Source organism: Pseudarthrobacter sp. CC12, from assembly GCF_039907755.1.
Taxonomy (GTDB): domain Bacteria; phylum Actinomycetota; class Actinomycetes; order Actinomycetales; family Micrococcaceae; genus Arthrobacter; species Arthrobacter niigatensis.
Map to the genome: position 1 here is coordinate 74,791 of NZ_JARDJH010000013.1, position 21,195 is coordinate 95,985.

A 21,195-nucleotide genomic window follows, 5' to 3' on the forward strand; every position below is an offset into this window, starting at 1 on the left:
GGCGCGTCAGCCAAAGGCTGACAGCCGTTCCCATCTGTGGCTTGTTCTTCAGGCGGGTTGTGCGTTGGCCGCGGCGATGTGCATTGGGCGATTCGTCTTCACACCGATTCTTCCTTTGATGCAGGCCCAGGCAGGGGTATCTGCGCAGACGGGAGCGGATCTGGCGTCAGCCAACTACATCGGATACCTTCTGGGGGCGCTCATAGGCATTGGCATTCCCAGCGTCTCTCGTTCCCGCCTCGCTGTACGGGCAGCTCTGGTGGTGCTCATTGGTTCCTTGGCGCTAATGCCGGCCACGGATGCCAGCATCTTCTGGTTTGTTCTGCGGCTCGTGGCGGGAGTGTCGAGCTCGATCGTGTTTGTCGTCGCCGTGTCCTCGATGTTGTCAGGCCTTGCAGCCCATACCCGTCATCTGGCCGGCTGGGGATTCGGCGGGGTAGGCGCCGGCATCTTGTTGTCCGGGGTCATGATTGCCGTTGTACGGACTGCGGCGACGTGGCAGATGACGTGGTGGATCAGTGCGGCGGTAACGTGCCTGCTGGCCGCTGCAGCCTGGAACCTTCCCGCCGCGAAGCCTAAGGCCACGGTCTCTTCCTCGACATCGCGGCCACGGACGGGCAAATGGTTCGTCGCGCTGTGGACGAGTTACACCTTGGAGGGCGTTGGTTACATCATCGCCGGAACGTTCCTCGTCGCAGCGGTACAGGTCGGCGGTTCCGCAGCGATCGGATCGCTGGTGTGGATTGTGGTTGGTGCGACCGCGATACCGTCCTGCGTGTTGTGGACACGTCTGGGGCGCAAATGGACGCGTCCGACGTTGTTGTTGGTGTCTTTGGCCGTTCAGGCCGTCAGCATTGCTTTGCCGGCCCTGTTCGGAGGGACCGCGGTCGCACTGGTCGCTGCTGGGCTGTTCGGTGCCACGTTTATGGGTGTGAGTTCGTTGACCCTGGCTATCGGGGACCATCTGCAGACTCCGCGCGCGGTGGGGCTGCTGACGGCCGGCTACAGTGTCGGCCAAATATTCGGCCCGGTCGTGGCTGCCCCGTTGTTGGGCAGCGGTTACAGCAAGGCAATGATTTTGGGCAGCATCCTGGTGTTCGCTGCCGCGGTGGCGGCCGCCCTCATGTGTCGCCGCTTCCCGCACGAGCTGAGTCCACAGCCCGTCCGCTAAAACCCCGCGTGGATCACCGGGAACGCCTGGTCGTTGACCACACACGTTTGTCCTGGATCGCTCATCGGGTTTCACCGAGGGCGATCCAGGACCATCGTCAGCTTCCCGCTTAGGGTGTCCTGTTCCTGCCGATCAGCCGGTTCAGGATGGTGGCAGCCGGTTCGGTTGTGGCGTCGCGGTATCCGGTCCCTGCCCAGATGTTGATCCCTTCGGCATCTCCGGCGGCGGCCGCCGCCTTGCGCATCGGGCTGGTGAGGTGGTGCAGTGCGGGGTAGCCTGCCGGGGCAAGGGTGTGGAACTGGCTGACGAATTCGTTCCGCAGGGCACGGGCCGGCCGTCCGGAGAAAGCGGTCGTCAGTATTGTTTCGGTCCTGATGGGATCGGCCAGGGCGTTCTTGTAGGTTTCGGAGGCGCCGCTTTCGAGGGAACGGAGCAGGACGGTGCCGACGACGGCCGCTTCTGCCCCGGCCGTGAGTACCTCCCGGACTCCGTCATGGGTGGAGATTCCTCCTGCAGCCCACAGGGGAAGGCGGACCTTTGCACGTACGCCGGCCAGGAGTTCCGTGAGCGGAATTTCCTTCACCGGGGTGTGCGGGGTCAATGTGCCGGAGTGGCCGCCGGCTTGGTACGACTGGACGATGAGTCCGTTGACGCCGAGCGCGTGGGCTTGTTCTGCTTCGTCTGGATTGGTGACGGTCTGAAATACCTGGGTGCCGGCCTTTTGCAGGCGCTGCACTGTCTCCGCTGTGGGCAGACCGAAGGTGAAGCTGACCACGGGGACCGGGTCGGCAACAAGGAGCTCGACTTTGTCGTCGAAGTCATCGTCGTCTTCTGTGGGCTCCACGGCGCTTAGGTCCAGTCCGTAGCGGGAAGCCGCTTCAGCGAGAGCTTTTGTGTAGTCGGTGAATGCCTGGCGCTGGACTGGAACGGGGTTGGGCGCAAAGAGATTGACCCCGAACAGTTCTGTCCCTGCCCTTACTTCAGAGATCTGCTGCGAGAGCGCGTCGACGATTTTGTATCCTGCAGCAAGGAACCCGAAGGCTCCTGTTGATGCGGCCGCTGCCACGAGGGCCGGAGTACTGGGTCCGCCGGCCATAGGGGCAGCAATCAGCGGCACCGTGGCTCCCAAGCTGGCCAGAACACCGGTGGCGCGCAGTTCAGTTTTTGGCTCGTCGCTGGAAGCGTCCTTCGTAGTATCGGGGGTACTTGGATTCTTGTTGGACATGGGGTGTCTTTCCTGCCTTCTCGGTGGCGTGGGGACTGCCTTCGCGGGTGACGTGCCGGTATGGCCATCATGGCAGGGTCGTTGCCGTGTTGACCGGTGGTGGAACGGGCTCAGCGGGACGGCCCCATCACCTTGATGGTGCCGCCCCGCTGGGGACAGAGGGAAGTTCCTGATCAGTCGTTTTGCGGGAATCCGAGGTTGAGGCCGCCGTGGCTGGGGTCCAGCCAGCGGGTGGTGACGGCCTTGCCGCGGGTGAAGAAGCCAACGCCCTCGGAACCGTGGGCGTGGGTGTCACCGAACAGGGAATTCTTCCAGCCGCCGAATGAGTAGTAGGCCATGGGTACCGGAACGGGGACGTTGATGCCTACCATTCCCACCTCTACTTCGTTCTCGAAGCGCCGGGCCGCTCCGCCGTCGTTGGTGAAGATGGCGGTGCCGTTGCCGTAAGGGTTGGCGTTGATGGTCGCCAGGGCTTCGTCGTAGCTGTCGACCCGGACCACGGAGAGCACGGGCCCGAAGATTTCGTCCGTGTAGATGGGCATGTCGGTGCTGACGTTATCGAACAGGGTGGGCCCTACGAAGAAGCCCTCGCCTTCGGAGTCCGGGCTGATGTTGCGGCCGTCGACAACGAGTGTGGCGCCTGCTTCTTCTCCGGCGTCAATGTAGCCGGCAACCTTGTCACGGTGCTGGGAGGTGACCAGGGGACCCATGTCGCATCCGCGGGTACCGTCGCCTGTGCGCAGACCGCGGGCCCGTTCAGCGATCTTCTCAACAAGTGGGTCGGCGATATCGCCGACGGCCAGGAGCGCCGAGATGGCCATGCAGCGTTCGCCTGCTGAGCCGAAGCCTGCGTTGATGGCAGCGTCGGCGGCGAGGTCAAGATCGGCGTCGGGCAGCACGATCATGTGGTTCTTTGCCCCGCCCAGGGCCTGGACCCGCTTGCCATTGGCGGTAGCTGTTTCATAGACGTATTTGGCGATCGGGGTGGATCCGACGAAGGAGACGGCCTTGATGTCGGGGTGATGCAGCAGCGCGTCAACTGCGACCTTGTCTCCGTGCAGGACGTTGAAGACGCCGTCCGGCAGGCCGGCTTCTTTCCACAGTTCGGCCACCCAGTTCAGGGCGGTGGGATCCTTTTCGCTGGGCTTGATCACAACGGTGTTGCCGGCAGCGATGGCTATCGGGAAGAACCACATGGGCACCATGGCCGGGAAATTGAACGGGCTGATGACCGCGACGGGCCCCAGGGGTTGCCGGATCGAGTGGATGTCGACCTTGGTGGAGGCGTTTTCGGTGTAGCTGCCCTTGATCAGGTGCGGGATGCCGCAGGCGAACTCCACGACTTCCTGGCCGCGGGTAACCTCGCCCAAGGCATCGTCGAGAACTTTGCCGTGTTCGGCGGTGATGATGGCGGCGAGCTCCTTCTTACGGGAATTCAGTAATTCCCGGAAGGCGAACAGGATCTGCGTGCGCTTTGTCAGCGAGGTGTCCCGCCATGCAGGGAACGCAGCCTTGGCGGACGCGATGGCCGTATTCGCTTCCCCCAGCGTCGCCAGTGCCACCTGCCCGGTTACTTTCCCGGTTGCCGGGTTGGTCACGGGAGCAGTCAGGTCCCCAGCCGGGACGTACTCACCGCCGATCCAGTGCTCAATAGTCTTCACAATGCTCCTTCAGGGCCTCGGCGAAGTAATGCCGTGAGTGCGGCACTCGATGTCCGTAAACGCTAGCCCGCGCCCCAGCTATCGCGCCAACAGTTTGTTCTGATGTGACCCATCAGAAAAGTAGAACGGTCGCCTCACGGGGGCGTCGGCTCCGATCAGCTCCTCCGTTTGCCGGAGCGTTCTCAGTCAGAGATAGCTTGCATCAGAACAAACTGTTGGATTGATGTGATGCGTCCCACTAGCGTCGTCTCAAAAGGTTCAGGCGGTTAGTGGCCTGCCGTTACTAGGGAGGTTTTTGCTTTGCTTTTACAGACTCGCCTGACAGAGGTCTTGGACATCAAACATCCAGTCGTCCTGGCACCCATGGACTACGTTTCGGACGCATCCCTGGCCGCTGCGGTATCAGGGGCCGGGGGCCTTGGCCTGATCGGGGGCGGTTACGGCGACCGTCAATGGCTTATCGACCAGTTCGACCGGGTCGAGCCGGAAACGGTGGGATGCGGGTTCATCACCTGGGCCCTTGGCAAGGAACCGGAGCTTTTGGACATCGCCCTGGAGAGGAAACCCAAAGCCATCTTTCTCTCCTTCGGTGACGCGTCCCCTTACGTTGCGAAGGTTCGCGATGCCGGCGTCCCCCTGATCTGCCAGGTTCACAATGTTGAACAGGCCCGGAAGGCGCTGGAGTTGGGGGTTGACGCGCTGTCGGCCCAGGGCGCCGAGGCCGGCGGCCATGGTCTGGGGACAAGGTCCACGTTCACCCTGGTCCCGGAGGTCGCCGATCTGATCAGTGCCACGGCGCCGGAAACGCTTCTGCTTGCCGCGGGCGGCGTCGGGGATGGCCGCGGTCTCGCCGCAGCTCTGGCTCTCGGAGCGGACGGTGTCCTGGTCGGCACGCGCTTCTACGCCACCCACGAAGCCGCGATTTCCCGCAAAGCCCATGCCACCGCGCTTAGAGCCAGCGGAGACGATACCGTCCGGTCCTCGGTCTACGACCTGGTCCGCGAAAAAGCATGGCCCAAGGAATACAGCGGCAGGGTGCTGCGTAACGACTTCGTCAGCCGCTGGCACGGGCAGGAGCCGGCCCTCAGCCAGACCCTGGGCGGAGCCCAGGAAACCTTCAAAGCCGCCGTCGACAATCAGGACTACACGATCGCCAACCTCATCGTGGGCGAAGTCGTGGGACAAATCAACGAAATACTGCCTGCTGCCGAGGTAGTCGAACAGATGGTCAAGGAGGCAGGACAGCGTCTTATGGCGTGAATGGCAGGTCACCCGAACCGGCATCCCCCAAAAAGCTAAGGACCACTTTGAAACAGACTCCCCAAGCGCCCGGCGAAGCCGTGGCTGCACCTGGCACGCTGCGCAAAATCATCACCGCATCCAGTGTCGGCACCTTGATTGAGTGGTACGACTTCTACATTTACGGCAGCCTGGCAGTGGTCTTCTCTGGAATGTTCTTCCCGGAAGGCAACCCCCTGGCCGCCCTCCTGATCAGCATCGCCGCCTTCGGCACCGGCTTTGTCGTCCGCCCGATCGGCGCGGTCCTATTCGGCCGGATGGGGGACCGGATCGGCCGCAAGAAGACCTTCCTCGCAACCCTCATCCTGATGGGCGGGGCAACAAGCGCCATCGGACTGCTCCCCAGCTTCTCCACCATTGGCCTGTTCGCACCCGTCCTGCTCGTCCTGCTCCGCCTCGTCCAAGGCCTCGCCATCGGAGGGGAGTACGGCGGAGCAGCCATCTATATCGCCGAACACTCGCCGGCGAACAGGCGCGGCACCTACACGAGCGTCCTGCAGACCACCGCGACGGTGGGTCTGCTCCTGTCCATCACCGTGATCGTGCTGTGCCGGCTGGTAATGGGAGAAGAAGCATTCAACGCCTGGGGATGGCGAGTCCCGTTCCTGCTCTCGGCCGTGCTCGTCGTCTTCTCCTTGAAGGTACGCCTGAAAATGCACGAGTCCCCGGTGTTCACGCAGATGCGCGAATCCGGCCGGCTGTCCCAGTCCCCGATCCGGGACACCGTTGCCAACCCTCGCAGCGTTCTTCTTCTGCTGGCCGCCCTGTTCGGAGTAACCGCCGGCCTCGGGGTTGCCTGGTACACCAGCCAGTTCTACACGCTCTACTTCCTCCAAACCGTCCTGAAGGTCGATTTCCTGAGCGCGAACATCTGCGTCGGCGTGGCCTTGGTGCTCGGCACCCCGTTCTTCATCATTTTCGGACGGCTCTCAGACAGCTTCGGCCGCCCTCCCCTCATCCTCGGGGGACTGGCCCTGTCCGCACTGGGGTACGTGCCACTCTTCGCCTGGATCCAATCCGCTGCCCAGGCAAGGGATTACGTTCAGATCGTCGCAGCGATCACCGTACAGATCGTCTTCGTTGCCATGATCTACGGACCCACGGCAGCCTTCCTCGTCGAACTCTTCCCCGCGCAAATCCGCTACACCGGGGTGTCCCTGTCCTACCACCTGGGTACCGGTGTCTTTGGCGGCTTCACACCGCTGATCGCACTCAGCGCATCATCGCAAGGCAATCAGCTGGGCGGACTTCTCTACCCGGTGGTCCTCACTACCTTGACGTTCATCGTCTTCTTTATCGTCCTGCGCAAGGGTGCCCACAGCGAAGTGGCCCGTCGCGCCGGACTGCGGTTCGAAGAACACCCCATCCCGACAAGCCCCGCCGCAGGCGTCATAGACTCAGCCCAGTAGCAAAACCACCGACAGGAAAGGCGGGACATTGTGCCCCTCGTACGAATCGACCTGATCGAACACCGGTCCCCCGAACAGATCCGGAAAGTGGCCGACGCCATACACGAAGCCATCGTGGAAATCCTCGGCATTCCCGAAGGGGACCGCTTCCAGATCCTCACTTCCCACAAGCCCGACGAGATCATCGCTCTCGACGCAGGCTTGGGCTTCGAACGAACCCGGCAGCTGGTGATGATCCACATCTTCACCCAGGCCGGCCGTACCCCCGAGGTGAAACAGCAACTGTTTGCACTCCTGACCGACAAGCTGGGCCAGGTGGGCGTGCCCGCCGAGGATGTTTTCGTCGGCATCACCGAAAACACCGCCGCCGACTGGTCCTTCGGGTTTGGACGTGCCCAGTACATGACCGGTGAACTGGCGGTACCAGCCTCCTAGAGGGGCCAAGGCGGGCCAGCCGAGTCGGTGCAGCTGGGCCGCCATTCGCCATCGCCGCTACAGATGAGCGATGATGGAACAATCAGGGCAGGAGATGTTATGGAAACAACCGATCTGCAGTACTTCCTCGCGGTAGCACGCGCCAAGGGCATGACCCGGGCTTCAGAGGAACTGCGCACAGTCCAGTCCAACATCAGCTCGCGCATCCGCGCCCTTGAAAACGAAGTCGGCGTCCCCCTGTTTTTGCGGCATGCCCGCGGAGTAACGCTCACCAGTGCAGGCGAGAAATTCCTTCCTTATGCCGAAAGGGTCGTGCAACTGATGAGGGAGGGGGTCGACCTCATCGGCGATGTCGAAGACCCCCGGGGCCGGCTGGCCATTGGAGCCATGGAAACAACCGCCGGGTGGCGCCTGCCCGGCCTGCTGGCCGCCTACACCTTTGACTGCCCCCAGGTTGACCTGCTGCTGGAGACCGGACCAACCGACGACCTGGTCCAGGGCGTCCTCGACCACCGCTTGGACGGAGCCTTCGTCGCAGGCCCTGTCGGCCACCCCGAGCTTCAGGAAGCCGTCGTCTTCACCGAAGAACTCGTCCTGGTGACGTCCCGGCACGAGATCAGCCCGGAGAGCGCCCTCGTCAGCGGACAAAAAGTCCTGGTATTCCGCTCCGGCTGCTCCTACCGGGGGCGCCTGCTGACACTCATGGGCTCACAGGGGGTCAACGCCCCCGCCGTGATGGAATTCGGAACACTCGAAGGCATCCTCGGCTGCGTTGCGGCCGGAATGGGCATCACCCTGCTGCCGCGGAAAGTTGTATCCGGCTGGGCTTCCCGTGACCAGGTGGCCATGCACCCGCTTGATGAGGGCATCGCCCGGTCGCAGACCGCGTTCATCCGAAGGACGGACGCAACCCTCTCGCCAGCCATGGCACGCTTCCTGGAGCAGGTCGAAGCGACCTCCAAGTCCGCCGACAGGGAACCCGCCTCCCGCTGATCCTGCCTCGGCAGGCAAACTGCAGCGCCTTCCTGCTGCAGTACTTCATGGCCCCAAACACGCCGCGGCCATTCCTCTGACGAATGAGCGCGCAACCGCACGAGGGCAACAGTGGAACATCCCCAACCGGGGCCCTTCAGCGCCGCCGGTCAGACCGCCTGCACCCAGCAGTGCAGCCCCAACCCCCAAACGGGACAGAACAATGACGCCAACATCTGACACCCCAATAACTATCACCGCATCCAGCCGTTCCGAGCTGGAACAACGACTCGACGACGCGGTGTCCGCCGCCAGGCAACGAGCGATAACGTCCGGACGGGGCGAAGGCATCCTCGTCACCCGGCACGACTACAACGTATTCACGGTCGTTTTGGACAGCACCGTTCCCTTTGGACTGACCATGGAGCAGGAACACTGGCCGCATCCGGCCGCGCAAACAACCCACTGACAAACACTTTTCCCACACTGTGATGTGAGGGAGCGCCCGTGCATGCCATTGTTTGACCGGGGCTTGATGACGCGGTTGTTGTCGCCAGCTGCACAGCCACATAGCTTGCCGCCACACGTGCAGTGCCGGTTCCTGTGCCGCTCCACTGTTCGTAAACATGCCCAAGAGAATCGATGTCCGGGACGCATAGCTGCGCCAAAACAGGCATTTCTCACGGCAATGTGATCCAGCTAACGTCAAATTTGCATCTCTCTTCGGGACCCCTGGCCGTTCTTGCCGGGCATCTCCCATTCCCGCATCAAAGGAGCATCAGTGTTTCGTCTTTTAAGGTCCCGCAAGTCCGCGGCCGTACTCATTGCCGCATCCATCGCTGTCACCAGTGCGGCATGCGCCCCCAGCAACAACAACGCCAACAATTCCGCCGGCGGCGAGAAGGACGTCAACATCATTGTGGTTTCGGGTCCCTTGGACGACCCGTTCTTCAGCGCCTTGAAACGCGGAACCGACGACGCAGCCAAGCAGCTTGGTGTCACCACCCAGTACCTGAGCCCCTCGTCGTCCAAAGAAGGGTCAGGACCCACCTTGGCCAGGCTCATCCGCGATGCCATCAACAAGAAGCCGGACGCCATCGTGGTGGCGAACTTCTTCCCCGATGCGGAGAACCCCGTCATCAAGGAAGCGGCGGATGCAGGCATCCCCGTCATCGTCCACAACACCGGAGCCGATAACTGGCAGGAACTTGGTGCTCTCGCTTACGTAGGCCTGGAGGCCGGCCCGGTCGGCAAGGAAGCCGCCAAGGAAATGGGCGAACGGAATGTCGACAAGGTCCTGTGCGTCAATCCTGTGCCCGGAAACCCTTTCCTGGAACAGGCCTGTGGGGGACTGGAGACCGGCATGAAGGAACAGGGCAAGTCAACGGCCACCATCACCATCCCTTACGCCGACTCGACCAACCCCACAAAAGTCACCCAGGCCATTGAGGGTGCACTGAAAGCGGATCAAAGCATCGGCGGAGTCTTTGTTTTCGGAAGTGCCGTGGCCCAGAACGCCAGGACCGCTTCGGACAATGTGGGTCGCAAGATCACCATCGGTACCGGCGACGTCTCCACACAGGTCCTCAAAGACATCCAGTCCGGCTCCATGGCTTTCGCTCTGGACTCCCAGCCCTACCTCCAGTCCTACTACTCGGTCCAGATGGCAGCGCAGTACGTCCGCTACGGTATCGCCCCCGTGGGCACCATCCTCACCGGGCCCCGCGCCATCACCAAAGACAACGTGGCAGACGTCATCAAGGTCAACGAAGAATCCAAGGGCATCCGTGGAGCGTCGTAGCCGCCTGTTCCCGTCACCGTGCCAGGTGATCAGTGCCCGACCCGTACGAGAGGCATCAAGATGTCCACGCCAGTAAAGACCACACCACAGACCGCTAAGCCCACCGAAGGCGGTGCCGGTCCCCGTCCGCGCACCCTTGCCGGCCGGACACTTCGACGCCCTGAGTTCGGGGCCCTGGTCGGCGCCGTCGCCGTCTATGCCTTCTTCATGGTCACCGCTTCCGGCGCCGGGTTCGTTTCCCTGGAGGGCACCGCCAGCTGGCTTGATACAGCCGCGGAACTGGGCATCATCGCCGCTCCTGTCGCGTTGCTGCTCATCGCCGGCGAATTCGACCTCTCGATCGGCTCCACCATCGGGGCCGCATCAATGATCGTGGCCATCAGCAGCGGCACCTACGGTTTTCCCCAGTGGATCTCCATTGTCCTGGCCCTGGCGTTCAGCCTCCTCGTCGGCCTGGTCAACGGGATTGTGACGACCCGGACCAAGCTCCCGTCGTTCATCGTGACGCTGGGCACCCAGCTGGTCATCGGCGGCGCCGCACTGGGCTTCTCGAGAGCCTTGTCCGGAACGACTGCCGTGTCCCTGGGACCTGACCCGGTCATGCAGGCCTTGTTCGCATCAAAAATCGGGCCGTTCCAGTCATCCCTGCTGTGGTGGATCGGGATCACCGTCGTGGCAGCCTGGATCCTGACCAGGACCCGCTTCGGGAACTGGGTCTATGCAACCGGCGGGTCGCTGGAGGTCGCCAGTGAAGCCGGCGTCCCGGTGGCACGGATCAAAATCATCCTCTTCATGGGGACCTCCTTCGGCGCCGCCCTGGTCGGCATCATGCAGACGATTGCGTTCAACGGCGGAGACGTCACCCGCGGAAGGGCCTTCGTTTTCGACGCGGTCATCGCCGCCGTCATCGGCGGTGTCCTGCTGCAAGGCGGCTACGGCTCCATGCTCGGAGTGCTGTTAGGCGTCGCCACGTACGGCATCGTCAACATCGGCATCTTCTATACGGGATGGAACACCGACTACGCGCAGTTGTTCCTCGGCGCCCTGCTCCTGGTCGCCGTCATTGCGAACAACTATTTCCGCAAACTAGCCCTGACAAGCAGGTGACCTGATGACATTGAACCCCACCGGGCCCGTGACAGCCACGGATGCCCCCCTGATCGAACTGCGTGGCGTCACCAAACGCTTCACCGGCGTCACCGCAGTGGCAGATGTATCGCTGGCCGTCCGGCCAGGACAGGTGCTGTGCCTGCTCGGCCACAACGGAGCCGGAAAGTCCACACTGATCAAAATCCTCTCCGGCGTCTACACCCCGACCGAGGGCGAGATGCTGATTGACGGGACACCAGTCACGCTCGAAAGCCCCCGCGATGCCCTGGGCCGCGGAATAGCAACCGTCCATCAAGGAGCAGGAACCATTCCGTTGATGAGCGTGGCCCGCAATTTCTTCCTCGGCGCCGAACCCACGAAGGGATGGGGCCCGTTCCGCCGCATGGACAACGGGAAAGCCTCACAAATTGCCCTGCAGGAAATCGCAGCACTGGGAATCCGGCGGGTGGCCGACGCAGACCAGCTCGTGGGCACCATGTCAGGCGGGGAACGCCAGGCCCTGGTCATCGCCAGGGCAATGCATTTCGGGGCCAACGTCCTGATCCTCGACGAACCAACCTCCGCCTTGGGCGTTCGGGAATCGGAAACGGTCCTCAAAGCCATCGAGTCCGCCCGGGCCCGCGGAGTGGGCGTCGTCCTGATCACGCACCAGGCGCACCATGCTTTGCGGGTCGGGGACCATTTCGCTGTCATCGCCCATGGCAAGCAGGTAGCCTCCTTCGCCCGGGGCGAAAAAGACGCTGCGGAAGTGATCGACCTCATGGCCGGCGGCGCCAGCATGCAGCAACTGGAAGTTGAGCAACAAGCCTGACAAGCCCCGCAAGCAGTGGGGTTTAGAACCTCCGAAGGGATAACGAACAGGCACATCAGGGCCGGCCATCCGGCCCTGGTGTGCCTGACCCTATTAAGCCGGCCGAGGGACCGCTGCCGGTGTCAGCTACAGGCCTTCCTGTGCACCGACGGCAACCCCAATGGAGACAAATTTACGGACCAAGGCACTACACTTTCGGGGCTGAATGGCCAGCCACACCGGTACGTCGGGAGCCCCGCTCAGGCGGGCGAACTCCAGGTCGGGGTGCTGGGTGGAGCGGGCGGCAGATCGGGGCAGGGCGCCAACCCCTCTGCCGGTGGCTACCAGGTGGAGCCACTCGTCAAAGTTCTCGCACAAGACGAGGCGTTGCGGACTGTCTTCAGGCGGCCACAGCTCAGGCTGGGTCGTGCCGTTGACGGTGTTGATGACGAGGGGATGACGCGCGAGTTCCTGCCAACTGGTGCCCTGCCTCAGGGCGAATCCTGATCCGGCAGCAAATACTGCCACTCGTTCCTCGCTGAAGAGCAATGCGTGCTCCAGATCATCGTCTTTAAGCCTCGTCCGGGTGACAGCGACATCAAGCTCGCCCCGCTCCAAATGGGGCCCGACGTCGTCACGGCGCAGGAGCCTGGTAGCTACCCCCGTCGCCCTCTCAAACTCACTGACCGCCTGGGTCGCCCACGGGACAGGGAGGACCCATTGGAAGCCGACCCGGAGCTCCTGCTCGCCGCGCATCGACTGCACGGTGCGGTCAAGATCACCCAGAATCGCGAGGACCTTCTCGTAAAACTCCGCGCCGGCAACCGTCAGCTCCACGGAGCGTGAATTGCGCTGCAGAAGCTGGGTGCCGGTCGCAACCTCCAGCTGCTGGACCGCCCTGGTCAGAGCCGGCTGAGTGATGAGCAGGCTTCTGCTTGCGGCGGTGTAGGAATGCGCTCTGGCGACTGCAGCAAACGCCCTAAGATGACGAAGTTCAACGTCCATGTCCACATCTTTCATCTCGGTAGCCGCCTGGTGGTCCAGCCTTCGCAGGTTGCCGCACGGATTCCGCGGCCCTCGCCGGCACCGCATGCTCCCACCGGTCCGAGGTATAGGGGCACGGATGTTGCAGCCGCCGTGCCGTCGCCGGCCCGGGGGATTGGTTGAAGTTGAAGTCCAGCAGACCCGGCGCTGCCTCGATGTGGAGTTTCTGTTGAGGCGCCCGTGCCTGATCAGATCGTGCCGTGGCCCTTACTCCGGGATTGAAGCCGGTCACGGGACGGAGGCCGGGTAGGTGTCGGTGCCCGGACGTGCGATGTTCCAACGTACGGCTGCGGCAGCGGCCGTATCTGGGCAGAACTGTGGGCACCCCGAGATTCGCTGTGCGGAGTGTTCGACCCACCTCCATACCTGGCGTTCGGGTTTGAGCCTGCCGCGGTAGGTGCCCATCGCAATGCAGCGGGGCGCTGGAGTCGTTTCCCAGTCCTGATAGATGGCGCTGTACAGGACGAAGCCCTCCTCGAAATGAACACTCAGGTTGGTCACGGTCTGCCGCCTCGAGACTGAGCCAACGCTGAACCAGGAGATGATGGGCGCCCCGCCGGGCCGACTGCCGGTACATGCGAGGCACCCCTCCAGGCGGACGGTGACCCCTTTCATCAGCCCGTCCAGATACTGGTCGTCCCGGGAGACGACGGCGTGGGCAAAGGCCGCCAGGAGGTTCTCGAGGTAGTGCCGGAGCGCCGGAAGGGAGGTCTTGAACTCCATATCCGCCCTCGCCGCATTCAGTACCGAACCGCCATGGTCCCCAGTTCCAAGTTGTCCGTCCATTAGTTCCTCTCCCGACCGTGCGTGGATTCGAGAGTGGAGTTAAGCGGATGCTTCGGCAATGAGAGCCTCAAGGCGCGCCATCGCATGCCTCAAATCGGCTGCCTGGCTCTTTAACCGGGTGCGCTGTTGAGAGAGTTCCTGCAGTGTTCCGCCGCACGCCGGGATTTTCTCGGGTGCATCCTGAGTGGAGCACGTGAGGATTCGTCCGATCGCCGCCGTGCCCAGTCCTGTGGCCAGCAGGGCACGGATTCTTGCTACCTTCGGCACGTCCGATTCGAGGAAAACCCGATACCCGGCCTTGTCACGCCTCGGCTGCAGAAGGCCCTGATCCTCGTAGTACCGGATCTGACGTCGGGTGACACCGGCCTGCGCTGCCAGGTCTCCGATTTTCATACTTTTTCCCTTTCTCTGCTTGACCTTGACACTGGCGTGAACCCTTAGGTTCGGAGCATGAACAACATCACCATCATCGGAGCAGGACCTGGAATCGGCGCTGCTGTGGCCCGTCGATTCGCACGTGAGAACTTTTCTGTGGCTTTGATCGCCCGGAAACAGAAGACCCTGGACCCGATCATTGCCGAGCTCTCCTCAACAGGGTGCGAGGTTGTCGGGGAGCTTGCCGACGCCGGCGACGAACAACAACTCACACGCGCCATCGCCCGCATTGAGCAGCAGCACGGCATCCCCGACGTCCTGGTATACAACGCGGCAGTCGTTCGGATGGACGAACCCGGCGAGCTTGACCGCAAGGAGCTGCTCTCCACCTGGGAGACGAATGTCCTGGGTGGGATGACCGCGGCGGTCCTTCTCGGCGAAAAGATGGCATCCACCGGGGGCACCCTAGTTTTCACCGGCGGCATGCCCATGCCCTCACCCATGCTGACCAGCCTCTCGTTAGGCAAAGCAGCTCTTCGATCTTTGGCCGGATTGCTGGGGAACGAACTGGGCCCAAAGGGTCTGCATGTGGCCACCGTGACTGTTTCCGGAGGGCCCGTTGCCCCCGGCGGACCATGGGATCCGGATGAGATCGCGGAGCATTACTGGCGGTTGCACCAGCAGGAACCTGCTGAGTGGGAGTACGACGTAACTCACTAACAAGCCTTTCAAGCTTGGCGGGGTCAGTTGCAACGATGTTTGCAGCTGCAGCACTGCTGCCGTGCATTTCATGTTGCTGACCCCGCCAATCGGTACCTTGTTGGAACTGCGGCATCTAACCTGGGCTCCTTTGATTGCGGCTCGTGCCGAACGGGTCAGCAGATGGTTTCCTGTGAGGACTACTGCGGCGAGGTATCCAGCAATCCCACTGGGCTTCCGGACGGAGGGGCAGAGCTCTGCTGCCAGCGCCCCAGCGAACCTAAGGATTCCAAGCTCGAACCTTCGGGACAGCCTTTTGGCGCCCGCGGTCAGGCCAGGGACTGGAGCGCGTTTGAAAGCAGCCTTCCTGTTCCATCCTGCAGGGCGGTGTTGGCACGGAGGAGTTCCTGGGTGGTTGCCGCCTGCCAGTCCCGTGCTGATGGCAGCAGGCGGGTCATGGACGGGGACATGTGCACATGCCCCCGCCCCAGGTAAAGCCGGGTTTCCACTCCTGCGGTGCGCAGCCGAGCGGCGTATTGCTCCCCATCAATCCGCAGCACGTCGTACTCTGCCACGGCAATGTATGTCGGCGGCAGTCCCTGCAAATCTGTGGCCAGGAGAGGGGAAGCGAGCGGATCGTTCGGATCGCCCGCATTCAGGTACATCGCACTAAAGGTATGCACATCCGATAGGGACAGCGGCAGTTCATCGCCCTGTTCGCGGGGAATGGTATGGGACAGGTCAAGCACAGGGACTTCCAAAATCTGGTGGCTGACATCATTGCGCCCTTCATCGCGCAGGGCGAGCGTCGCCGCAGCAACGATGTTTGCCCCCGAGGATTGGCCCCCTACCGTAATCGCTCCAGCCAGCGCCCCAAGTTCCGTAGAGTGATCAGCTACCCAGTCGATGGCGGCAAGCAAATCATGGACCGGCGCCGGGTAAGGGTGTTCCGGAGCCTTCCGGTAGTCCACATTCACAACGATGCAGTTCCCCTGCACGGCCCGGTTCCGGCTTACAGCTTCTGAATCGCGGGAGAACGCGCTGCCAATCGTCCAGCCGCCGCCATGAAGAAACAAATGCACAGGATGGGGGCCTTCGGTTGCCGGCCAATAGACGATGGCGCTGAACATTTCATTACCCGAACCGATCTGCACGACTTTACGCTTAGATACGGTTGGACCGGGAAGAGTGAACTTCTCGAAACCTTCATCAGTTGCCCTTGCCACCGATTTCCTGAACAGCTGGGGATCGTCAATGGTGACTGGAAGGTGGGTCCAGGACGGGCGCAGGTGGATTAGTGCCGGATCAATGGGCACGGGGATTCCTTATTTGTGGAGTAGGGAAGCGAGCGATCAACGCACGCTGCGGACGGGCAGGATGGCAATACCGCCGGCGATCGCGACAGCCCCGGCGACAAGGAACAGCACTGAATATGAACTGCCACTGAGGATGAGAATGAAGGGTGCGATCGCCGGTGCCACAGCGTTCGCGAGCGTGCTGGACATGTTGAACACGGCCATGTCCTTGCCGGCGTTTTCCTTGTCGGGAAGGACATCGGTGACAAGAGCAAGGTCAACTGCGAGGAATGCACCGTAGCCAATGCCGGCGATGCCCATCGCGAAAAGGAATCCATTGAAGCCGGTCACCAAGGAGGCGATGATCAGGGCGATGCCGTAAATAGCTGCCGAGGTGAGGACAAACGCCTTCCGGCGGCGGAGGAAGTCGGACAGCTTGCCGCCAACCATGCTGGTGACAATTGTCGTGGTCGACAGCGCAAGAGTGGCAAAGAAGATTTGCTGGGGAACTTCCTCGGGTCGGGAACCGAGGTGATTGAGCAAATAGAATGCCTGGTAGGTGGTCAGGAAACCGAATGCGATGACAAAGAGCAACCGGCTGAACCAAGCCCATGCAAAATCCGGGTGCCGACGGGGATTTACCCAAAATGATGAGGCGATTTCCCGTATTGAAAGTTGCGGCTTCGGCGCTTCTTTGGACAGACGGCGATCCTGGACCAGTGAGATGAAGACGATAACGGCGAGGGCGGCGATGATTGGCGGCAGCAGGAACATCAGCAACATGCTGGAGGCAACCAGCTGGATCACGAAGGTTCCGCCGATCATTGCCACGGGCAGCGTCAGACCAACAAGGCCTGAAACAACCCCGCGTTGTTCAACCGGGACACGGTCCGAGATGACAGCCAAAAGCGGCGTGCCAATGAAGTTCGCCGCCACGCCGTAAAAACCATAGGCCACCAGCAGTACGGGAACAGTGGGCGCCAGAGCCATGACAATACCAAGAACGATGACGCTGGCTGCTCCAACTAAGAGGTACGGACGGCGCATACCAATCCTTGCCGTAGTTCTGTCGCTTAGCCGGCCCACAACTGGCATGACGACCAGGGGAAACACTACCCCGATGCCGGCTATGAGGCTTAAGGCACCGGCTGCGGCATCGGGCGCCACCAGACTTTGCACCTTGAGTGCAAGGGTCACGACTCCGGGCATCAAGCATGCAATCCAGAAGCCTGCGTAGGCAAAGGCGAACGCAAAGATAAAGCGCATGCTCACCCTGGGCAGATGGGGGTCACTGGGTGGAGCCAGGAGTACAGGAGCGGCGCCTGCTCCTGTCGCCTCCGCCGCTGCAGAGGAAGGATTGAGGATGTTCATGGGGAGGCTATCCGATCTTCATTGATCCGAACTTATACGTATAAGTTATAGTCGGAGATGTAGTAATAGAGTTTTGGCGATGCTACTTATTCGCTTAAGTGGCTGAGATCACGATACGCAAAGTGTGATGGCTTCGCAAGAGCCTTAGGTCGAGTTTCGCTTGATGACGTCGAGCGTGGAGCCCTCAGGGTGCGGCGGCGGCGGGTTGTTGGCCAAGGCCGCTTGGACAGTTTCTGCCAGGTGTCGGGCCATGCGATGCGGGTTCTGCCAAACAGATGACAGGGGGGGGTCCATGAACCGGGACATCGGTTGGTCATCAACGCCGATGACCGCTAGGGACACCGGAACTTCAACGCCTTGGGACCGTGCGGTTGCAAGGAGTGCCGCGGCGACCTCGTCGTTGAAGGCCGCGACGGCAGTAATGTTGCCTCGGCGTCGTATCGCCTCAGAGAACCACCCGCCGGGCGCATTGATGTCCATCCGCCAATCGGCCGGTTCGTCAAGGCCCAGCCTCGAGCATTCTTCAGCAGCGCCAAGCTTTCTGAGGTCATTGAAGGGCTGCAAGGCCGCCTCCGGTGTGCTGGCGTACGCCAGGTGGCGGTGTCCTTGTGCGTAGAGATGTTGGACCTGGACGGCGCCGATCGCCTGCTGTGAAAAGTGTGCGCCCTTTGCCGCAGCACTTGTGAAGACAAGACGATCGACCGCAACTGTCCCTGCCAAACGCATGGCGTCCTCATCCTCGGCGTCAAGATCTCCGAACTTCAACACCGCGGCTGGTGACACTGTTCGCCAGCTACGCGACGGGTCGGCTCCTTCTCGCTCGATAATCAGGCGCAACCCCTGGCGGGACAGTTCAGTGGCTAAAGCGTCCGTAAGTTGTGCCACGGCGAGACTGGGTGGCCAGTCCGGAAGTATCAGGAGGACGACGTCGTTCCGGCCAAGGCGGAGGGCACGGGCGGCCGAAGAGGGTGCGTAGTCCAGTTCCCGCACTGCTTCCAGAACGCGCTCACGCGTCGCCGACGTGATGGTCTGATTGGGCGCGTCATTGAGGACGTAGCTTACGGTGGCAACCGAAACCCCGGCCCGCTCCGCCACCATGGACGCCGTAACCCTCTGCCGCTTTACGCCTGCCCTGTTTGCCATTTAACAAACAGTAGCCGATATTCTAAGAGAAATCGCTGATACGTTTAAGTGAGGATCTTTCCCATGATGGCTACAGACATTGAGTACGTTGTAAGGGCTCTCGGCGGGGAAGCGCCAACGCCCTGGACCATTAACAGTGCCCGTCAAAACCATGAGCAGAGCGCCGAATGGCTGACGCCGATCGACATGCGCTGCCCGGTAGCCAAGGTCGAAGAGTTTTACATCGAGGGCATGGAAACACGCGTCTACAGGCCGACGTCCGATGACTCCCCTCGACCGACCCTGCTCTGGCTCCACGGCGGCGGGTGGATGACAGGCAGCCTCAACACAGCCGACATCATTGCCCGTACCCTTGCCTCAGCGGCCAACGCAGTCGTGGTGACACCCCACTACCGCCTCGCACCGGAGCACCTCTGGCCGTCCGGTCTCAATGACGCCCGCGACGCGCTCAGCTGGGTACGCAACAACATTGATTCTCTCGGCAGGGACCCCGGCCAGATAGCGGTCGGCGGCGACAGCGCTGGCGGGAACCTGGCCGCCATCCTGGCCCACGAAAGCCGGGACAACCAGCCCGGACTCGCCGCCCAGGTCCTCATCTACCCTGTGGTGGATCTCGCCCTCACCAGCGCTGAGTACCCCTCACGCACGCTGTTCGCCACGGGATACCACCTCGAACTGGCAGACCTGATCCAATGCGTCACCACATACCTGCCCGAAAACACTGACGTATCCGACCCAAGCGTCTCACCCATCCGTTCCGCCACGTTCGCAGGCCTCCCACCCGCGGTGATCGCCACTGCTGACCTTGACCCCTTGCGCGACGAAGGACGTCTCTACGCCGAAAAACTCCAGCAAGCCGGGGTTTCTGTGCAGTACCTGAACACGCGAGGCCTGGTCCACGGCGGCTTCGACATGCTCGGCGTCTCACCCACCGCACGGTCAGCGATGGCAGGGCTTGTAGAGGCACTCACGCAAATCCTGTAGCCGCAATCCAAGTTCATCTGGCGCGATGCGTAGGCCCTTCCGTTCGCCGAATCGGGGGCTCCGGGTCCGGGCCGGTACACTCCACTTATGCGTCTACGGCTTGACTGGAGCGAGTAGTGGAAGTGGAGTTACGAAACCTCCGTGCCTTTGTGATGGTCGCGGAATGCGGCAACTTCACCAGGGCGGCTGAGGGCCTGTTCATGACACAGCCGGCACTTAGCCGGATCATTCGTCAGCTTGAGGCCCTGGTAGGAACCCAGCTTCTAGAACGCTCGACCCGCCACGTTGCGCTGACGCGCACCGGGAAGGAATTCCTGATTGATGTGCGCATGGCACTCACATCAGTCGACCAGGCCGTCAGCAAGGTCCGCGGCCGCGCCAGCATCCGGCTTGGTTTCAGCTGGCTCCTGCCTGACCCCTGGGCACAAAACGTCGTCCGCTCATTCGAGGAACGAGCGTCCGCTTCCGTCGAATTCGTCAGCTGCCCCGATCCACTCGAGGCACTGCAGACGGCCCTGATAGACATCGCGGTCCTGCGTGGAGAATCATCCGTTCCGGCGGCGGACATCAGACTCATCCAGCTTTTCAGCGAGGACCGTATCGCTGTGTGCTCCACAGCCAGTAGCTTGGCCGACGAGGGCCGTGTGTCCTGGGACGACATCGCGAGGTGGCCACTTGTGGTGAACACAATGAGTGGCACCACGGGGCCATGGTCCTGGCCTCAGGGCGATGGTCCGGAACGCATCGTGGAAACAACGAGCTTCGACGAATGGATCGAGTCAGTCGCGGCGAACCGGGGCATAGGAATCGTTCCGGAAGTAGCGGCACGCCGCATCAGCCACCCGACAATCAAATTCATTAGCATTGATGACGCCCCCCAAATTCCGGTACACCTCGCCATCGCGTCCCGCAACGCGGGAACACTTATTCGTCAATTCACTGAGTCAGCCCTGGAAGCAGTCGCCACCCCTTGAGCCCTATCAGTTACTGCCGCTGCTAAGCGGGGAAGCCCTGAAAGTGATCCCTAAACACGCCGCAGGCGACTTCAATGAAACGAAGATCGTTCCCACTGCTTCTGCAGCCCAGGCCGAGAAATCTGTCAGGTTGGGGTGTGCTCTAACACGACGAACGGGGACTTCAAGTGGTGCGAATAGTTCGAAATGGAATATGCGCGCCTACCAGTAAGGACGAGGCGAACTGCGGCGGAGGGGTCTATTCGCTCTTCCAGTTCAGGCCGAGCAGTTGAAAAACGTGCCTTACTGCGTCACTGTCCTTCTGAAGGTCCCCTGACCTTCTGTGCCGAAGCTTTGGGCTCGCAGGCCGTCGTCCGGTCGTTCAAAAACAACCCACAGCAGCAAATCGTCTCCGTGCCGCGAGTAACGTCACGCGGTCGATATGTGTGTTTCTCGTAGTCCAAGCCGCAATTGCCTGGGTAAGTTCACGAGGCCGTGCATCTTTCAATGCTGCTGCATCAAAGTCGGCCAACCCGAGGCTGAGGACCGTACCGATGAAGTATGGATACAGTGCGGCGATGGACATTGAGTCCGTATGTCAATGGCCATTAGTTTCTGCCCACGGGCGGCCAGTTGATGTGCCCGCTGGTGGCCAGTAAAACTGCCCGGTGA

The 21,195-nt window shown here is 61.9% G+C and carries 20 protein-coding genes; 12 read left to right on the forward strand and 8 right to left on the reverse strand.

Annotation, left to right across the window (positions count from 1 at the left end; translation table 11 throughout):
* Window positions 1–76 precede the first annotated feature (76 nt).
* A complete protein-coding gene (locus PV772_RS11410; protein WP_347886239.1) occupies window positions 77–1,171 on the forward strand; it encodes a YbfB/YjiJ family MFS transporter in 1,095 nt (364 codons plus the stop codon).
* 109 nt (window positions 1,172–1,280) lie between these two features.
* On the opposite strand, the gene PV772_RS11415 is transcribed toward PV772_RS11410, so the two are convergent.
* Complete coding sequence (locus PV772_RS11415) at window positions 1,281–2,396, reverse strand: nitronate monooxygenase (RefSeq protein WP_347886221.1); 1,116 nt, start codon at window positions 2,394–2,396, stop codon at window positions 1,281–1,283.
* A gap of 173 nt (window positions 2,397–2,569) precedes the next feature.
* Window positions 2,570–4,057, reverse strand: coding sequence for a CoA-acylating methylmalonate-semialdehyde dehydrogenase (locus PV772_RS11420; protein WP_347886222.1), 1,488 nt, complete (start codon window positions 4,055–4,057; stop codon window positions 2,570–2,572).
* Between the two features lie 300 nt (window positions 4,058–4,357).
* On the opposite strand from PV772_RS11420, the gene PV772_RS11425 reads away from it, so the two are divergent.
* From PV772_RS11425 to PV772_RS11460, 8 genes are all read left to right on the forward strand, one after another.
* Window positions 4,358–5,317, forward strand: a complete 960-nt coding sequence (locus tag PV772_RS11425; protein WP_347886223.1) for a nitronate monooxygenase — start codon at window positions 4,358–4,360, stop codon at window positions 5,315–5,317.
* Between the two features lie 47 nt (window positions 5,318–5,364).
* Window positions 5,365–6,765 (forward strand): MFS transporter, encoded by a 1,401-nt coding sequence (locus PV772_RS11430; protein WP_347886224.1) that lies wholly within the window; start codon window positions 5,365–5,367, stop codon window positions 6,763–6,765.
* A 30-nt stretch (window positions 6,766–6,795) separates the two neighbouring features.
* The gene (locus tag PV772_RS11435; RefSeq protein WP_347886225.1) at window positions 6,796–7,200 is read left to right on the forward strand and encodes a tautomerase family protein; all 405 of its coding nucleotides are present in this window, start codon (window positions 6,796–6,798) and stop codon (window positions 7,198–7,200) included.
* Between the two features lie 99 nt (window positions 7,201–7,299).
* Window positions 7,300–8,193, forward strand: a complete 894-nt coding sequence (locus PV772_RS11440) for a LysR family transcriptional regulator (protein ID WP_347886226.1) — start codon at window positions 7,300–7,302, stop codon at window positions 8,191–8,193.
* Window positions 8,194–8,395: 202 nt separating this feature from the next.
* On the forward strand, window positions 8,396–8,641 hold the full coding sequence (locus PV772_RS11445) for a hypothetical protein (RefSeq protein ID WP_307272597.1): 246 nt from the start codon (window positions 8,396–8,398) through the stop codon (window positions 8,639–8,641).
* Between the two features lie 312 nt (window positions 8,642–8,953).
* Window positions 8,954–9,973, forward strand: coding sequence for a substrate-binding domain-containing protein (locus tag PV772_RS11450; protein ID WP_307272600.1), 1,020 nt, complete (start codon window positions 8,954–8,956; stop codon window positions 9,971–9,973).
* Between the two features lie 60 nt (window positions 9,974–10,033).
* On the forward strand, window positions 10,034–11,080 hold the full coding sequence (locus PV772_RS11455; RefSeq protein WP_347886227.1) for an ABC transporter permease: 1,047 nt from the start codon (window positions 10,034–10,036) through the stop codon (window positions 11,078–11,080).
* Window positions 11,081–11,084: 4 nt separating this feature from the next.
* Entirely contained in the window at window positions 11,085–11,894 is an 810-nt protein-coding gene (locus PV772_RS11460; protein ID WP_347886228.1) for an ATP-binding cassette domain-containing protein, read from the forward strand.
* A 126-nt stretch (window positions 11,895–12,020) separates the two neighbouring features.
* Here the strand turns inward: PV772_RS11460 and PV772_RS11465 are convergent, their stop codons facing one another.
* From PV772_RS11465 to PV772_RS11475, 3 genes are all read right to left on the reverse strand, one after another.
* Window positions 12,021–12,878 carry a LysR family transcriptional regulator gene (locus tag PV772_RS11465; protein WP_347886229.1) on the reverse strand — a complete coding sequence of 286 codons (858 nt, stop codon included), beginning with the start codon at window positions 12,876–12,878 and terminating at the stop codon, window positions 12,021–12,023.
* 267 nt (window positions 12,879–13,145) lie between these two features.
* Window positions 13,146–13,703 carry a hypothetical protein gene (locus PV772_RS11470; protein WP_347886230.1) on the reverse strand — a complete coding sequence of 186 codons (558 nt, stop codon included), beginning with the start codon at window positions 13,701–13,703 and terminating at the stop codon, window positions 13,146–13,148.
* Window positions 13,704–13,742: 39 nt separating this feature from the next.
* Window positions 13,743–14,096 (reverse strand): MerR family transcriptional regulator, encoded by a 354-nt coding sequence (locus tag PV772_RS11475; protein ID WP_347886231.1) that lies wholly within the window; start codon window positions 14,094–14,096, stop codon window positions 13,743–13,745.
* A gap of 57 nt (window positions 14,097–14,153) precedes the next feature.
* On the opposite strand from PV772_RS11475, the gene PV772_RS11480 reads away from it, so the two are divergent.
* Window positions 14,154–14,798, forward strand: coding sequence for an SDR family NAD(P)-dependent oxidoreductase (locus PV772_RS11480; RefSeq protein ID WP_347886232.1), 645 nt, complete (start codon window positions 14,154–14,156; stop codon window positions 14,796–14,798).
* Window positions 14,799–15,106: 308 nt separating this feature from the next.
* Here PV772_RS11480 and PV772_RS11485 read toward each other — a convergent pair whose 3' ends face one another.
* From PV772_RS11485 to PV772_RS11495, 3 genes are all read right to left on the reverse strand, one after another.
* Entirely contained in the window at window positions 15,107–16,093 is a 987-nt protein-coding gene (locus tag PV772_RS11485; RefSeq protein ID WP_347886233.1) for an alpha/beta hydrolase, read from the reverse strand.
* 36 nt (window positions 16,094–16,129) lie between these two features.
* Window positions 16,130–17,338, reverse strand: a complete 1,209-nt coding sequence (locus tag PV772_RS11490) for an MFS transporter (RefSeq protein ID WP_347886234.1) — start codon at window positions 17,336–17,338, stop codon at window positions 16,130–16,132.
* Between the two features lie 249 nt (window positions 17,339–17,587).
* Window positions 17,588–18,586, reverse strand: a complete 999-nt coding sequence (locus PV772_RS11495; RefSeq protein ID WP_347886235.1) for a LacI family DNA-binding transcriptional regulator — start codon at window positions 18,584–18,586, stop codon at window positions 17,588–17,590.
* Between the two features lie 63 nt (window positions 18,587–18,649).
* On the opposite strand from PV772_RS11495, the gene PV772_RS11500 reads away from it, so the two are divergent.
* Both PV772_RS11500 and PV772_RS11505 read left to right on the forward strand, forming a co-directional pair.
* Window positions 18,650–19,570 carry an alpha/beta hydrolase gene (locus PV772_RS11500; protein WP_347886236.1) on the forward strand — a complete coding sequence of 307 codons (921 nt, stop codon included), beginning with the start codon at window positions 18,650–18,652 and terminating at the stop codon, window positions 19,568–19,570.
* 122 nt (window positions 19,571–19,692) lie between these two features.
* Entirely contained in the window at window positions 19,693–20,544 is an 852-nt protein-coding gene (locus PV772_RS11505) for a LysR family transcriptional regulator (RefSeq protein WP_347886240.1), read from the forward strand.
* Window positions 20,545–21,195 lie beyond the last annotated feature (651 nt).